Origin of the sequence: Bacillus cereus group sp. MG16 (genome assembly GCF_040459875.1) — a bacterium.
Classification (GTDB): Bacteria; Bacillota; Bacilli; order Bacillales; family Bacillaceae_G; genus Bacillus_A; species Bacillus_A paranthracis.
In genome coordinates this window covers 2,269,978-2,286,643 of the sequence record NZ_JARVHE010000001.1, presented here as the reverse complement: position 1 = coordinate 2,286,643, position 16,666 = coordinate 2,269,978, and the positions used below count along the sequence as shown (strand labels likewise).

Here is a 16,666-nt window from a genome sequence, read left to right as displayed (position 1 = left end):
TTATACAAGAAAGACCCTATAGAATAGACTTTTTTTTAAGTGTCTATTCTATAGGGTACATTTTAATTTTCAATGTTCTTTTTTTATGTCTCTACTTATTAATTAAATTGCTCTGCGAAAAGAGCACCTTAATCCCCTTATCCCTGATTCCTCTGCGCCTCTCTAAACTCCTCCTTCACCTTCTCTAACAACCCTTCTTCTGTAATTAATCGATACGCCGTATTTGCTAATGCTTTTGCGGATATAATTAATGCTTTGTCTCCTAATTCTGAACGCGCTGCTTCTCTAAATTCATTCGTATGTGCAATTAAGTCATCTGGGCCGATTTTAATGTACGGGTGAATGGTCGGTACAACCTGACTTACGTTTCCTGCGTCGGTTGAGCCAATACCAAGTCTTTCTTTACGGTTTACATCTTCACCTAGTAACTCTAGTTCTTCAGCTACGATGTCGTTATATGTTTTTGTTACGAGTAGTTCATCGATTTCATTTTGGAATTGATGGATTTTTACTTTTGTGCCTGTTGCTAGTGCTGCCCCTTGTGCGATATTTTTCACTTTTTCTGTTACTTCCGCACATTTTTTTCTCGTTGCTGCACGAATGAAGAACCTTGCCGCAGCGTAGTCGGGAATAATGTTAGGTGCTTTTCCTCCTTCTGTAATCACGCCATGAATCTTCACATCTGACGGAAGTTGTTGGCGAAGTGCGTTAATACTGTTGTACAGCTGAATCACCGCATCTAATGCGTTAATTCCTTCTTCAGGTGAAGCTGCAGCATGAGCTGTTTTTCCGTAAAAATGAAAATCAAGTGGATCGACTGCTAGTGAAGGACTCGTTGTCGCTGTTTTTCCGCTCGGATGAATCATAAGCGCTGCATCAATATTATTAAACAAACCTGCCTTTACATAACTCGATTTTGCGCTACCGTTCGGTCCTCCTTCTTCAGCTGGTGCTCCGAAAACGACAACTTCCCCGCCAATTTCTTCAAGCGTTTCTGATAATGCGATCGCTGCTGCAACGCTAATTGTGCCAATTAAATTGTGACCACACGCATGGCCAAGTCCTGGTAAAGCGTCATACTCAGCTAAAAATGCGATTGCTGGTCCTTGTTTTCCTGAACTTTTTCGCGCAATAAATCCTGTTTCATGTCCAGCTATATTGTGTTGCAACTGAAATCCTGCACTACCTAGCAATAAACTTAACGTTCTAGATGCGTAAAACTCTTGATTACCAATCTCTGGATTCGCATGAATATCATGACTTGTTTCTATGTACTTTCCCTTATTTCTTTCGATACTCTCTTCAATTGTTTTTCTTTGTGACGCTACTCCTGTCGCTCCCATTGTTCTTCCTCCTTTTATTTTCACGTAAAAAAGCCTCTTTCTAAAAGATAGAAAGAGGCTTCTGTATATACAGTCAAAATGAGCTTCTTTCTTATCTTTCAAGTTAACTTGCTGGAATTGGCACAGTATTCATAAAGAATCCGCTGCCGAGGTATCATAGGGCCAGTCCCTCCACCTCTCGTGATAAGAATTTTCATAAAATTATATTAAATTACATTCATTCTAAGTTCATTTCAAATAAAAGTCAAGGAATTCCTATCCGAATTTACCGAATATCTAAAAATCCTTTTAATACACCAATGGTTTCTGGTGCTTGCAGTCTTGCACATACGTACGGAAATTCTGTACTACCTTCAAACATCATTTGAGATGTAAGGGGTGCGCCTGCCCAAAAGATTTCATCATCGATTACTAGGAACGGGAATGCTTTATTTTGTCTTTGTAACTTTACATTTTTCAGTGGAACTGGTCCATCACTATACACCGTTATTTGCGCATTTGTACGCATTAACGCTTGCCATACTCGTTTATCTACTTGTTTTGTACTTGGAAGCGAAATAATGATTTTTCGTTTTGCTGCTAAAATATCTTTTAATAGCCCTTTCGTTTCCTCAAGATTCATTTCCATAAACCAGCGTAATCGTTTCGATATTTTCCGTTCCCACAATTGTCTTGATGTCGTGCGATCATACACATCTCCGTGGCGTTCTATATGAGCCGTTAATTGTGACAACGCTTGTTTTCTAGAAAGGTTTTTTCGCATATAATGACAATCTGATAATTGAATGAACTTCCCTCTCGCCCTTGTCACAGCAACGTTGACGAGACGATGGTTTTTATGGTCAAAGAATAAAACGCCAGGTCGTTCTTGCGGATAACTATCTACTGTATCAAAAATCATCATATCTCTTTCAGATCCTTGGAACTTATGAACTGTCGCTGCTAAAACAGGTATGTTTTGATATTTCGTTCTCTGCAACATTTCTCTAATACACGTTGATAAAAAGCGAGACTGCGCTCTGTAAGGCGTCACAACACCAATGGATTGCACACCATCTAACAGTCCGATTAACATCATTTGCATTGCTACTAAACCAGACATAATGTTAAAACGAGATCCTGAAGCAGCGTCTTTTAACGAAAAAGCTCCCATTTGGCTCGTATCAAATAAAACACTTGCTTCATTTGCGAACGGCTGCAATTGCGCAAGTTCTTTACGTTCTGAAACAGACGGATGGTCATAAACTCTATTTTTATAAATAAATGAGTTTGTAAATTTAGATATATCCGCATGCATACGTCTTTGTTCCTGCAGCATAAACAGGTTCGGATGTGCTTCTGATTTATTAACAGACTCAACAATCCCAGCATGGTAAAACATATCTTCGCCAAGCCATTTTCGAACGAGTTCATGATTTGCCATCGCAATTGGAGGTAACTGTAAAAAGTCACCACAAACGACGATACGTTTTCCAAGTGAAGCAGCTAATGCAATTTGCGGAACAAACGCCATACTCACTTCATCTACAACAACTAAATCAAATGTACGCTCATAAATAAGTGAATCAATAGCACATTTCGATAAAGTCGCACCAATCACTTTCGCATTTTCAATGTATTCTTTTTCTACTTCTTTAATTTTTGCCTTTTGCTTTCGAAGGTCACTTTCAATCTCTTGTATACGCTTCTTATCAGCAGATGTCGCTTTATATGATAAAATCTTTTCACGAAGATCTTGTCGTGTCTCTTCTAAATAGAGTCTCTCCTCACCCCAAGACCCGTTCGTCGTTTCAACTAACTTCGACGCAAGTAACGTTTCATGATTTCGTATATGTTCGTGTTGACTATAACCGTAACGAACAATTTCACCAGGCGTCCATTTCTTTTTCTTTTCAATTTGCTTTGTTACTTCACTCATTAATACGTCCACGGCTGCATTACTATGAGCTAACACAAGTACCGACTTTCCTTTTTGATAATGAGCCGAAATAATACGTGATAAATTGTAAGACTTCCCTGTTCCAGGCGGTCCCCATACGTACGTTGTCGGATTATAAAACGAGCGATACGCCAATTCATTTTTCGGATTTTTCATCTTTTCCATATGTTTCGGACTGCTCGTCCCATCAACAAGACGCTTTATACGATTACGTTTTAGCTTATCTTTACGTGCATCTTTTAATCGCTCTTGTAGTTGCTCTAAAAGTTGCCACGGTTCACTGTATAAAACAGCTTCTCGTATTTCACCTTGTATATAATCATTTAACTTCAGTTCTATTTCTAATCCATGTACAGATAATACTTCCCCTGTCGCTTCCTCACCATCGAACTCAATTCGAATCGGTGAACCTTCAGGTAAGCTTACTTCTGAAATAAGCTGAAATACATATACTGTACTTTCATAATCTGTATATAAAAAACGACCGTTCATGATAGAAATTTTACTACCACCTATCGTTTTCCAATGTTTAATTTCATATGCTAATGCATAATGCCACTCTTTCATCGTTTCCGATAATGAAGGAGTTTGAGTAGGTGTATTCATCGTATAATCTCCTTCCTTCTCCCCAAACATACTTTCTCACTATACCATATAACACGCTAAAATTTGTAAGGTTTTTATCTTGCTTATTTTCTAAATTTTCAATAATATATTGTATATAATTTTCAGAAAGAAGGAATCTACATGCCAGTTAGAAGAATTGAACACGTTGGACTTATGGTTGCAAACCTAGAAACATCTATCGTATTTTATGAAGAAGTAGTTGGCTTACAGCTCATTAAACGTATGGGGCACCCGAATCCAGACTTAAAACTCGCTTTTTTAGGTGTGGAAGAATCAAAAGAGACGATACTCGAATTAATTGAGGGCTATAACTCTTCCCTTCCGGCAGAAGGAAAAGTACATCACATTTGCTTTAAAGTGGATTCATTAAAAGAAGAAATCAAAAGACTCAAGAAACATGGCGTAACATTTTTACTAGGAGAAGAAATCGAAACATTACCAGATGGAACACGTTACATATTCTTCGCGGGTCCTGATGGAGAGTGGATTGAGTTTTTTGAAACCAAGAGATAAAGTAAACCTTTATGTTGCGGGATAGAAAAGGAGCCGGAATTCCGGCCCTTGTTTTTAACCAGTAACAATGAAACATACCTCCAACCTGAGAATTCACCAAGTTTAAAAACATAATCATTTTGTTAGAAGGAGAGAATGGTAAATACAGTCTTTATTATTGTTTTTGGGATACCTATACTATTTCCAATTCTTTATGTAATCCAGAAAAAGGATTGGAATATAAAAACAGCTGCCTTATTTGTTGGAAGAATTCTATTAAGTATTGTCTATTTTATAAATGGAATGGTGTTAGGTAGAACCTTCCCTATGAAACAAAATGACTTATTCTCTTGAAAATTCATTTTTAATTATTAGTACGGTTATTAATAATTTTCAGTGACCTCTTGGCTTCATTTCTTATAACCAATTGACTATCGTTTTGTTCTATTTCCATAAGAGTTTTAATGACATTGATATCGTTAAAACTTTCAAATGCTCTGACCAATTTCCATAGGATAATGTTATCGTTGAAATTGTTCCCTAAATACAGAATAAGTGCATCAATAATTTGAGTATTAGAATGTATTTTGTTATAGAAACAAATGAAACCTATTGCATCAATAGCTTCCCTAATTGCAGGAATGTTATTTGTCTTTATTATATCCATTAAAACTGGTATAATTTCTTCTTTCATATGAGCTAAAAAGGTTGTAGCGATATTTTGACTCATCCATATACATAAAGCGACTAAATCTTTTGTTTGGTATTTACTGGTTCGTTGTACGAAACCAACATCTCTAGCAAGATCCCGTAAGGTATTTGGAGATAAAAAACTTTGAATCTCTTGAGCAAATAGTTGTAATTCATCAGATACAGAAATAGACATACAAAAACGCCATCCTTTCCTATGATTCTACAAATAGAATAGCGTATTTTTTTCATTTTAGAGGAGATTTTGTTGAATTAGCTTGATAGTGATTGGTGGTACCCTTTATAGGATAATAGAAGTTTGCATTTTTAATTTTTTCACACTCTATTAACAAGGCAGTTATAGCATCCTGGTTTAGCGTTAAGAATGTGAATATATTCTACTTCTTTATTATCAAAAATTCCATCTATATTTTCTCTTACATTTACACCTTCTGTAACCCTTGCTTCTACAATCATTGAGTCAGCATTGTAGCCGCGTACAGATAGATACCTATGATGTAACATATGCGGAATTTCATTTACATCTAGCTTAGCAGTAGTTGCTCCCTTTCGTATAAATATAGGACCACTTGCTTTATAAGGCGAATTAACACTATGATATTGGTAATTCAGTAAAATTACCTCTTCTCCTACCTCTGCATCCTTCAAACTTATCCTGCAAAGATATCCAGGATTTTTATTTGCTATTATTTTGACTGCCCCGATACTTTTTAATACTTCTTCATTCATTAGAAATAGGTTATTAAACTCCTTCTCTTGCAACGCAACGATTTGAAAGTTATTTCTCATATTCTACCCCTCCTTAATTAGTTGTTATAAAGCATTTCACTAATGATGCTACCACTAAAGTTCATAAAACTTGTTCAATAATCTTGCCCGTTTGTTGAGGATTGAATTAAAAAGCTTACAATTCTATAACAGAGAAAAATGGCTTATTATTGTTCAATACAAAATTGTTTACTTTTAATCAATCAGTAATGATTTATCGAAAAATACGATGAGTACAAAGCACTCTTGTTAATTCATGCTATCTTTTGTTAAAGAACGTGAATTCAGTCAAGTTCTTGGTTTACGGTATTTCCACTATGGAAAGCACGGAATTGACTCGGTGAAAATCCTGTATTTCTTTTAAATGCATTATAAAAGCTAGATACACTTTGATAGCCTGTTTGATAACCAATCTCTGTACTATTAAAGACCGTTGTCAAGAGAAGTTCCTTTGCTTTCTTAACTCTGATCCTTTCTAAATATATTCGAGGAGTATACCCTGTTCTTTCTTTGAAAATCCGATTTAAATGAAAACGACTAACTCCTACCCTTGATGCAATTTCATTTAAAGACATGTTTTGAACATAATTATTTTTTATCAATCGCATAGTATCTTCCAAAACGCATTCGAACGGATCGTATATTTTTATATTTAGATCTGATCGGCATCTTTTGCATGGGCGATAGCCTGCCCTTTGAGCTTCTTGCGCATTTGAAAAAAAGGATACATTTTCATAATTAGGAACCTTAGACTTGCAAGAAGGCCGGCAGAAAATTCTAGTTGTCTTGACTGCGTAAAAGAATATCCCGTCATACGCTGAATCACATGTTACTGTTGCTTTCCACATGGTATCTCTGGAAAGGTTATTTTGATCCTTCATTAGATTTTAATCCTCCCTTGTAGGCGAAAATCTTATTACTCAAAATCATATAAATCGTATATATAGCCACGACAATTAACGGAACAAATATATACAATTGAAAAAATGGAATCACCAGCAAACATAAAATGAAAGAGATTAACGATGCCCACCATGCCGGTGTGTTCTTCCTAAATAATTTAACGCCTGCTGCCATTGAAAGAACATAAACTAGAATCCCAAGAGAAGTCGGTATAAACAAAATATCATCAAACGTTAGTGACAAAGCTTTTGTCACTAACACACCTGCTACCGAAAAACAGATAACAAACAATACCATCTGTCTTGGAATTTGAGTAGTTGCATGTAGCCTTGAGAAAAATTTTGGGAAAGCACCATCTCTGCTTAATGAATATCCTAATTGCGTTAGGCTGGCTACAAAAGCATTCGCTGTCCCTGTACAAATAATTAAAGCTAAAACAGCTGTAACGACTTTGGCACCTCCGCCTACTGTATCTCCCATTATAACACCAATAGGAGACAGGTTGCTTTCTTGACTGCCATACGTGGCCGTTCCAATAGTGACAAGGCTTAGCTCTAAAAATAATAATCCAATGACAACTGCACTAATAACTGCTCCTTTGACAATATCTTTTTCTGGCCTTTTAAAGTGCTCAGCCAGATTACAAATCGCCTCCCAACCGAAAAATGACCAAAAGATAACCGTTATAGCGTTCCCGACAGAAAACCATCCATTTGGAACAAAGGGATTAAAATTTCCCCATTGTATTCTTAGAAACGCCACAAATACAGCTGACGCTAAAAGAATCAGTAATAAAGAACTTAAAATCAATGCAACTTTACCACTAACATTTACGCCGTAATAATTGGAAACACCTGCAATTACCAAAATAAAGACGGCAATTAAAATTGTTTCAAAATGCGAAAATCCAAATGCTTGACTGACGTAAAAAGCACCAGTTAAAGATACAATCGTTTGACCAACTGCTGCTGTTACAAAGTAAAACCACCCAACGATATTGCCAAGATGATATCCAAAAGAATTTCTAACAAAGGTTGCTGCTCCACCGGAATCAGGAAATATCCGTGCCAAACTAGCAAAGGAATACGCAAGCGGAAAACTAATTATAATAACGATAAACCAGGATACAATAGATGCAGGGCCCGCTATTGAGGCCGTTACCCCTGACAAAAATAGGACACCTGATCCTAAAATAGCTGAAATGTATAACGCAATTCCTTGAAATAATCCAATGGCTTTATTTTTCATGATCTCCCTCCTTTTATAGGATTTAGTGTACTAGTAAAGGGTGGAGAATTCTTCTTGTTTTTTGCGGTTTAATTCGTTTAATAAAACAATCAAAAGCATTTTTATTATATTTCTTCTTCAACAATCTGGCCCGATTGTTGAAGAAAGTAGCCTGTTCCAATAAAGAACTTTATTGTTCAGTAAACAACTTGTCATGAAACCATAAAACGAACCGAAATTTTTCTTAAGAGTAGAAAATTCGGCTCGCTTTATGTTGGGATTTGCTTAGCGTATATTTTCGTTAAAACGTGGGCGGGATCCCATTGCTATTAAACTAAGAATTTAAGTGTAATATCATTTAAGGGAATACTTAAGATACAAATAAAATATCTTTTCCAAGTGATACTGTTTTATTAAAGTCTACCCCGAGTTGTAACTAATTCAATGCGACTGTAAATTCTGAGTTCGGTGCGCCAGCAAATACAACCGTTCCGTTCTCTGGTAGTTTCACTTTGTTATTATTACTAACAACGCTAAAATTGACGCATACTCCATTCTCATCATACACCGCGAATGAACTTCCTGATGGCAACTCCACATTCATTGTTTTCCCTGCTGCCTCTTGCGGAATCGTAAACCATTTCGCATGCCCATTTTTTTGCAGTGTAACTTTCGATAATTGACCTGCATCAAGGGATTTTACGTTAGATTCACTGACGTATAAAAAGCTGGCCATCTCCATATATTCATTATCATTCTCTGTATAGAAATGAGCTTCCGTCGTATCCCGCCCATACATCACAGGAATCTGAATTTGATGCGTCGCCGTATTCGGACCTGTAATTTTTTTGCCGTCCCAATACCCATCCTTGGTTGTAATTTGTGTGTTAAGAGGTATTAATTGTCCTAGATAATTTATAGAGTTAAATTTTTCGTTAACGAGATAGAACTTTCCGCCCTCGCGCTTCGCCCATGCAGCAGCTGTTTTCTTCGGTAACACATTGTTTTCTAATTTTTGGGCTAAATATTGAGTCAGCACAGTTTGCCCCAATCCCGGCGATAATTCATATGTGCTCTCTCTCAAATAAACTTTTCCATTCTTCTCAGTAACGAAGTTAAGCTTGGAAGTACCCTTCTCATTTATAAAGCTTCCATCCGCCGTATATACATATTTTTCTTCCGGTTTAGTTGGTAAAAACAGTTCTCCCTTCTTCGTAATTTCTATTTTGAAATGGCTGCGGCTATTTCCATAAAAACCCGCTTTTTTTACCACGTCTTGAGGCACTGTAGCCTTGACGGGCTTGCCGAAGGATTTGTCTGGTTTTATATCCTTAATTGTTCCTTTCTCTTTAAGCCTAGCTAGCAGTAATTTGTTTGCCAACAGTTGATTTGTCATGCTGCTGCCGCCGGAGGACAATACAGCTGCTGCCATCTTCTGTTCTGGAAGTACAACCAATGTAGCATGTTGCAGTATCGTATCCCCACCCTTAGTCAACGCTTTTATCCCATATTCACTGAATGGGTATAGTTTCACACTATCCCAGCCAAGACCATAGTTGAACACATTTCCGCTATCTCCCGGCCACATTCCTTTTTTATATTCTTCTTGTTCCATCGCCTTGACTGCTTTATTAGAGAGAATTTCTTTTCCCTGTCCCATAAATATTTGTGAGAATCGCACCACATCTTCTGCGGTAGAAGAGATTCCTCCCGTACCAATCAGATTTACCATTTCACTTGGAAGCTGTCCCTGGTATGACGGAGAATACTGTCCAGCCCGCTTTTTGTCTTCCCATTTGTCTTGCGATGTTATCGTATGATTCAGTTTTAATGGCTCTATAAACTTTTGATGCAGAAATTCAGTAAAACTCATACCGCTGACTCTTTCTACCAAGATCTCAGCCAGCGTAAAACCGTCATTACAGTATACTGAGAACGCGCCAGGGTCTGCCTTCAAGTTTTGGTTGGACAATTGTTGCAACAAGATATCATGGGCATAAGCATCATTATCTTTAAATAAAAATGCATTATTGAACGTCGAACCTTGCAAACCCGAGGAATGATTCAACAGCATACGCGGTGTAATGCGCTTATATCGTTTATCTTTCATTTTGAAATCAGGAATATAGCGGGCAACAGGAGCATCCAAATCAACTTTTCCTTCGTCTACTAGTTTCATAACAGCCGCAGCCGTATATACTTTACTGGTTGAACCAATTCCGTATAGAGTATCTTTAGTTAGTGGTTCTTTCCCTTCTATGTCGTTCTTACCTGTCTGCCCCGACAAAATAAGTTTACCATTATCAATCAGCGCATACTGTACACTAGTCGTCTCATAGGACTTCGTGAGCAGTTCAGCGTTCTCTGCAGCAATCTTCTCCAAATCTTGGCTAGCAACTTCTTGGCTAGATACAACCGGAGTCTTACTGCTAGAAGACGCTATTGCTCCTGTTGGTAGGCTCATCGTTAGAGCCAAAGTAGCGGCTAACACCCCAGATAATTTATTTTCCATAAAAAAATGCCCCCTTAGATAAATGATCAATTTTATCTTTTATTTGTTCAATTACAAACATCACATAAACTACTATTCTGGTTTTATCCATACTGTCGTAACAAACGGTAAAACCTCTCTGTTTCACATGTACGTTAGTACCATAAATGATTTTTTATTTAGAATGCGCTTATTACTAGTTTGGTTTTCGTATAAATAAATCCTATTTATCCTCCCTCTTTTGTGCTTCTCTATATTTGTATCCTACACAATAAAAATTTCTTTTTTCTTATGCATTTCTTACAATTTCCTTACGTTCAAATCACTTCTATAATTGGGTAGGTTTTCTTTTAAAATCTCCAGGATAATAAATGCTTATATAATCCCACAATTTCATAGAAGATGGATTCATAACCCTGCGCCAAATCATCATGCAAATCTCTCATATTTCCTTGGATGCCCCCTCAAGTTCCAACTGGCATCAACACTTCTTCACGTTCTTATAAATAGTAATAACTAATCAACTCCTTACCTGAAAATAAATGAATATAGAAAAAGAGAGATAAGGTTAAAATACCTTTATCTCTCCTTTTCTCTCACAAATTTTGCGAAGGATTTTTTTGTTTTGGGGTTCATCTGTTTTCTTAGCTTGATGGGCATGAGACGTTAAGGAAAAGCAGACTGCAAGAATTAAAGGAGAAGAAATTATTTCAATAAGATTTCTTCAAAGTACTTTTACGTCAATTTCACAAATGTAGGAACTCTCATATATTAGACTTTATACATCCTTTTCCAAGGAACTATATACTGATACACGAATCCCTATCTATATAGGGATTGTTTGCGCGAGCCCCTCACCATCAATTTAAGAAATAAAAAAAGAAGGGGATTATCCCCCTCCTTTTATGCTTGCCTGACTTTCGGAATTATTTCGTATACCCACGATTCAGTTCTGTTAACTTTTCATTGATGTTAAAAATTCTTACTCTAATATCTTTAACACCAGCTGCTTCAAGTCTGTTCTTGTGCATTTCAGCGTATTTTTCAGCATCTTGTTTTTCTTCAAATACATAGATGCCTCCAGCTTCTTTTGTTTCTTGATTCTCTGTCCATATTTTCCAGTGGAATCCTTCTTCTTCGTTAATACTGTTTGCTAAATCCCAAAATCCTTTTTCCATTTCTTCACCAAAAGGACCTTCAAACGGAAAATCAACTTGTAATAAATATGCCATCTTTGCTCACTCCTATTTTCAATATTTTTCAATTCGAATGCAGATAATATCTTAAATGAGTGCTGCTATTATTCCTGCACTCATTTGAAATTTCACCTACATTTTCAAAACCCCTTTTATAAAATAATTACAAAACGATAGCAACTTAAACGCATACAGTTTAACTGCTTTAGGTTATGTTTAAAAAATATGATACAAACTTATCCCTACACTAAGGACGAACAAAACAAGTGCAGGCATTGCTTTCTTAAAAGGATCTCTCGCTAATACAATAAGGGTTAATGCAGCTGCAAGCATCGTACCGCCTAACAACAATCCTGCCAATAAAGCTGCCATTGGAACCCAAATCCCTATCAACATTCCAATTGCTCCCACAATTTCAAAAGCTCCAGTTAAGAAATTAAAAAACGAAGGTAAACCAAATCGCTTAAACTCATCTGCCATTTTCCCAGATATAATTTTCGTTCCTGTCATTAAAAAGAACAGAAATAATACAACTTTTACTACATTGATTAATATTAAAATAGCAATCACATCTTTCTTATTTATTTGATACATTTACATGCTATAGCATATACAATACGAAATTTTGACTGGTACTAGAAAAAAAGTGATCTGAATTAAATATTATACAAAATAAAGCTATCTCTACCATTCCCCGAAACACAATATATGCTATAGCATATATAAGATATAAAACAGAGGTTGTTCCTTATAAATAGCATGGCATCAATAAGGAACAAGTATTAATAGCGTGTATCATACAATTTGTTTAATAATGATTGTAATACTTTAATTTCTTCCTCGCTCAAATTACTCGTAACGAAATGGTGAGCGTCTGTCACTACAGGCAAAATTGTTTTCTTTAACTCGTCGCCTTTTTCAGTTAAAAAAAGGTTATGTGAACGTCGATCTTGCTCATTCAAAGCCTTCTTTACAATCCCTTTTCTCTCCATTGACTGTATCATTCTTACGACAGTAGTTTGATCTTTATCAATTGCTTCTGCTAACTCTTTTTGAGTAGTGGCCCTTTGGCTACAAAGAACACTAATAATCCCCCACTGCTCTGGCGTAACTCCAAAAGGCTTTAATTTCTTCGTAAAATAATTCGTCATTTTCACATCAGTACGATGAACAAGATAGCCTATTAAATCATGTAAGTTCATATATCACCTCTATAAATTAATATATAAAAGAGTATAGCATACCAGTCAATTATTCACAGTGAATGTATTCATTTTATTAATTATATGCTATGGCATATATATTATAGTAGGTCATTTTAATTGTCAAATGAACTACCTCTTATTTTTCTACAGTATGAGTCCAGCTTATTAAAAATAAGAAAATCCCGTATTCAATAAAAATACGGGATTTTTATAAATGAGTTATTCACTTATTCGAAAGAAGTTCATTCGTTACATATTACTTATCTAATTAAGAAACATTCATATACCAGCCCAAACATCTTTTCCATATCGCCCTTCATCTTGCACACGATCCAACCAATTCCTTGCTTCTTGTTCACTAACTTCATGAATTTCTTGATAGGCTTGACAAAGGGTATCTTCTACGTCTGGAGCCATTTTACTTCCATCACCACATATATAAAGATGAGCTCCATTATCTAATAGCGAAATTAAATGGATTCTATCTTCTTTTATTACATGCTGTACATATGTTTTAGGATGTCCTTCTAGGCGAGAAAAAGCTGTGTGTAAAGAGATTAATCCATCTCTTTCATCATTTTCTAGTTCTGTACGATAGAGATAATCCTTTTCAGGATGACGACAACCAAAGTATAGATGTGCTTCTCCTAAGTTCATACCTTTTTGCTTTTGAACACGACGCGCTTGTAAAAATCCACGGAATGGTGCAATTCCAGTACCTGGTCCAACCATGATAATTGGTGTTTCTGGATTTTCAGGTAATTGAAAGTTTGATTGTGGCGTTCGAATGAAACAAATAATCTCATCTTTATTTTGACGCTGAGCTAAATAATTAGAAGCGACTCCTTCATATGTCCCTTCCCCACTCCATGCAGGCGCATGAACAATACCAACCGTAATGCTCAGACGATCCTGGGCAACGAGTGGAGAACTTGAGATAGAATAGTAACGCGGTTTGAGCGCAGGAAGAAGTTCTAAAAAGCGTTCAAATCGGATTTCACAAGCCTCATACTTTTCAAGAAGATCTAACATTGAAATACGTTTCTTTAATATTTGTTCTTGATAAACTCCTTCTTCCAATAATGATTCCAATTCCTTTTTATGAGGAGGGCATACTGTGAATGTCACCATTTCTCGTATTTGTGCTCGAGTGGCTGCTTCTTGCACTTCAACACTATAACTAAGAAGGTCATATAAACGAACAGGACTGTCTAAAGGTATGTGATTTACACTTCGTCCACTTGCACTCAGTATGACTTGATCCTTCCCGTTTAATCCAAAGCGTTTTAAAATTCGGTTGACATTTTTCTCACTATTAATTGGCAGCACCCCAAGGTGGTCACCTTCTTTATACGTAGCGCCTTCCGGCAATGATATCTCAATATGTCGCGTGCTTCTTTCACTGCTAGATGATTGAAGTTCACGATTTTCCAATATAGATGCATAAACTGCTTCATATGTTCGCGCAAGAGGAGAACCTCCAAGACGGCTAACAAATTGAAGACTCAAAGTACTGCGTTCTTTCTCCATGTTTTTGTTAAGTTCCAATCCAAATGCCTTCATCGCATCAGACCACATACTTTGTTTCCATTGCTCGAGCTGTTCCTCGAAATCACCACTTGCATCTGCTTCTCCGCGTTTAGAAAATCTTGTTGCTCCTTTTTGAGCCATTTGCTCATCAATGTATCTTGGAATTCGCTGATAAGTACTAGCCCAATTATAATCTCCACAACCAAAAACTGCGTATTGAACACCTTTTAGCTCATCTGGTTTTAATTCCTCCAACCATTGCACAAATTGTCCTGCATTACTTGGCGGTTTTCCATTATAAGAAGAAGTTACAATAAGAACCGCTCCTTCTTTCGGTAGACTTCCAATTCGATCATTAAGAGCTACCACTTCCGTTTGAACACCTTCTAAACTAGCTGTATCTGCTAGTTCTCTTGCAATGCCTTCTGCTACCCCTGTATCCGATCCATACAAAACAAGAAGAGAAAGATTATCGGCCCCAATAATAGAAGGAGTCTTCTGAACTTGCTGCTTGATTTCATGGTTTTTCAATTTCTCCTCTGTAGGCGCAAGAACAGTAGTATGGCTAATAGTTTCATTTCGGGGTAGAATCCTAATTTTAAAATCACCAGGCTTTAGCGTTAATGTTTGTTTTACGTCCAGCTGATAGTCTTGATAATCAATGAATTCAAAATGTTGAAGAAGCATTCCCATTACGAGTGTAGCTTCATGAAGTGCAAACTGCATACCGATACATGCTCTCTGGCCATTTCCAAATGGCTTATAAGCATGGTGAGGAACCTTATCCAGCTCTTCAAATCGTTCAGGTTGGAATTCTTCCACATTGTCTCCCCACGCATCTTTATCCCTATGTAGCTGTGGAATAAGAACAGAGATACGATCTTCGCCTTTCTTAATTGGGTATTTTCCACCAATTACTGTATCTTCTTTTGCATAGAGACTGAATGCTGGAGCAGTCGGCCATAGACGTAGTGATTCATTTAAAATCATCCGTATATACTTAAGCTTCATAACTTGTTGGTATGTTGGAGTGGGATCTGTCAAAACACGGTCTACTTCTTCATAAGCTTTTTTCAATTTATCCGGATTCTTTAATAAAAAATAGATTGCAAAAGATAACAATCCACTTGTCGTCTCATGCCCAGCTATTAAGAAGGTAATAATTTGGAAACGAATATTTTCATCATCTAATTTTTCACCAGTTTCCGGATCCTGCACATGTAACATACGGGAAAGTAAATCATTTTCTTCCTGATTCCCACTATTTTTACGTTCAGCAATAATATTATCTACTAAAGAAAACATAGATTGAATATCATGCTGAAATTGACGTTTCGTTCTCCACATGAGTTTATCTTCTATATCCAGCCGCTGCAATTGGTGCATCGCCTCATCTAGAGCACGGGTCATGCTAGTGATAAAAGGATGAGAGGTCTCACGATAAAAGCTATTAAATCGGTAATTAAAACCACATAGACCAATTGTATCTAATGTAAGGCGAGTCATATCCCCTGGGACATCTACGTTTTCATTCGGATTCAGTCTTGCCCATTTTTGAACGAGTTGCACGGCAATATCGACCATCATAGCATGATAATCTTTCATTGCCCGTTGGCTGAATGTAGGCATCAAAATATTATGAGCTTTTTTCCAGTTCGGTTCGTGAGTCTCGCTTGTAAATAATCCGTCTCCAGCAAAGGCACGAACCTTTGCTAAAGCACCCTCTATACTTTTATCAAATCTTGTTTCATCACAAACTTCCGCTACCAGTTCATGTCCAGAAACGACAATGATGGTATCACTTAAAGTTTGAATTTGAAAAATAGGACCATACTCTTCTGCCAGCTTAATAAACGATAGAGTCGGTTTATCTTTATCAATTAATGGGAGATTCCCTAGCGGTCCATATGTTTTCGGCTGAGGAATGGCAGATACTTTTTTATCCATTACAAACACCCTTTCAAAAAATACTAAAATATCCCATTCAATAAAAAGAAGATAGCAATGAATCGCATGGGACAAAAGATATGTAATTGATTACCTTATTTTATCTTTTCCATAACTATTCACGATTATGATATTGCTTATAAGGTTGGTAATCTAAGTCGTTTGTTGCTATTAGATTTATAACTTGCAGAAAAAATACGAAATTAAAATGAAGCGTATTAGTATAATGTTTATCAGAAATTGAAAACTAAAGATTGTAGTATTTGGAAAGCCAATAGTTTCTAATG

General features: G+C 36.5%; 12 protein-coding genes, 1 pseudogene and 1 riboswitch. Of the genes and pseudogenes, 2 read left to right on the top strand and 11 right to left on the bottom strand.

Translation table 11 applies throughout. The features are described from left to right. Positions 1 to 137: 137 nt before the first annotated feature. Together QCI73_RS11730 and QCI73_RS11725 are read right to left on the bottom strand one after the other, a co-directional pair. Positions 138 to 1,343, bottom strand: a complete 1,206-nt coding sequence (locus tag QCI73_RS11730) for a M20 family metallopeptidase (RefSeq protein WP_353822969.1) — start codon at positions 1,341 to 1,343, stop codon at positions 138 to 140. Between the two features lie 88 nt (positions 1,344 to 1,431). Beyond that, positions 1,432 to 1,533, bottom strand: a riboswitch (SAM riboswitch). Positions 1,534 to 1,608: 75 nt separating this feature from the next. Then, the gene (locus QCI73_RS11725; protein WP_070806472.1) at positions 1,609 to 3,918 is read right to left on the bottom strand and encodes an AAA domain-containing protein; all 2,310 of its coding nucleotides are present in this window, start codon (positions 3,916 to 3,918) and stop codon (positions 1,609 to 1,611) included. A gap of 111 nt (positions 3,919 to 4,029) precedes the next feature. Between QCI73_RS11725 and QCI73_RS11720 the strand changes: the two genes are divergently transcribed. Continuing rightward, entirely contained in the window at positions 4,030 to 4,422 is a 393-nt protein-coding gene (locus QCI73_RS11720; RefSeq protein ID WP_327923043.1) for a VOC family protein, read from the top strand. Between the two features lie 135 nt (positions 4,423 to 4,557). After that, complete coding sequence (locus tag QCI73_RS11715) at positions 4,558 to 4,755, top strand: hypothetical protein (RefSeq protein ID WP_327923042.1); 198 nt, start codon at positions 4,558 to 4,560, stop codon at positions 4,753 to 4,755. Positions 4,756 to 5,092: 337 nt separating this feature from the next. Here the strand turns inward: QCI73_RS11715 and QCI73_RS11710 are convergent. The 9 genes and pseudogenes from QCI73_RS11710 to cypD form a co-directional block, all read right to left on the bottom strand. After that, positions 5,093 to 5,287: pseudogene (locus tag QCI73_RS11710) on the bottom strand (IS4 family transposase); the annotation flags it as partial. Between the two features lie 140 nt (positions 5,288 to 5,427). Then, a complete protein-coding gene (locus QCI73_RS11705) occupies positions 5,428 to 5,901 on the bottom strand; it encodes a DUF1203 domain-containing protein (protein WP_353822968.1) in 474 nt (157 codons plus the stop codon). A 263-nt stretch (positions 5,902 to 6,164) separates the two neighbouring features. Beyond that, a complete protein-coding gene (locus QCI73_RS11700; RefSeq protein ID WP_000654824.1) occupies positions 6,165 to 6,761 on the bottom strand; it encodes a bifunctional transcriptional activator/DNA repair enzyme AdaA in 597 nt (198 codons plus the stop codon). Next, positions 6,745 to 8,031, bottom strand: coding sequence for an APC family permease (locus tag QCI73_RS11695; protein ID WP_353822967.1), 1,287 nt, complete (start codon positions 8,029 to 8,031; stop codon positions 6,745 to 6,747). The genes QCI73_RS11700 and QCI73_RS11695 overlap by 17 nt, the downstream gene beginning before the upstream one ends. Positions 8,032 to 8,446: 415 nt before the next feature. Continuing rightward, positions 8,447 to 10,522, bottom strand: coding sequence for a serine hydrolase domain-containing protein (locus tag QCI73_RS11690; RefSeq protein WP_353822966.1), 2,076 nt, complete (start codon positions 10,520 to 10,522; stop codon positions 8,447 to 8,449). Positions 10,523 to 11,427: 905 nt separating this feature from the next. Next, the gene (locus QCI73_RS11685) at positions 11,428 to 11,733 is read right to left on the bottom strand and encodes a monooxygenase (RefSeq protein ID WP_000323772.1); all 306 of its coding nucleotides are present in this window, start codon (positions 11,731 to 11,733) and stop codon (positions 11,428 to 11,430) included. A 180-nt stretch (positions 11,734 to 11,913) separates the two neighbouring features. Continuing rightward, positions 11,914 to 12,291, bottom strand: coding sequence for a DoxX family protein (locus tag QCI73_RS11680; RefSeq protein ID WP_327923038.1), 378 nt, complete (start codon positions 12,289 to 12,291; stop codon positions 11,914 to 11,916). Between the two features lie 188 nt (positions 12,292 to 12,479). Continuing rightward, a complete protein-coding gene (locus QCI73_RS11675) occupies positions 12,480 to 12,899 on the bottom strand; it encodes a MarR family winged helix-turn-helix transcriptional regulator (RefSeq protein WP_001048553.1) in 420 nt (139 codons plus the stop codon). 282 nt (positions 12,900 to 13,181) lie between these two features. Continuing rightward, a complete protein-coding gene (gene cypD, locus QCI73_RS11670; protein WP_353822965.1) occupies positions 13,182 to 16,379 on the bottom strand; it encodes a bifunctional P-450/NADPH--P450 reductase in 3,198 nt (1,065 codons plus the stop codon). Positions 16,380 to 16,666 lie beyond the last annotated feature (287 nt).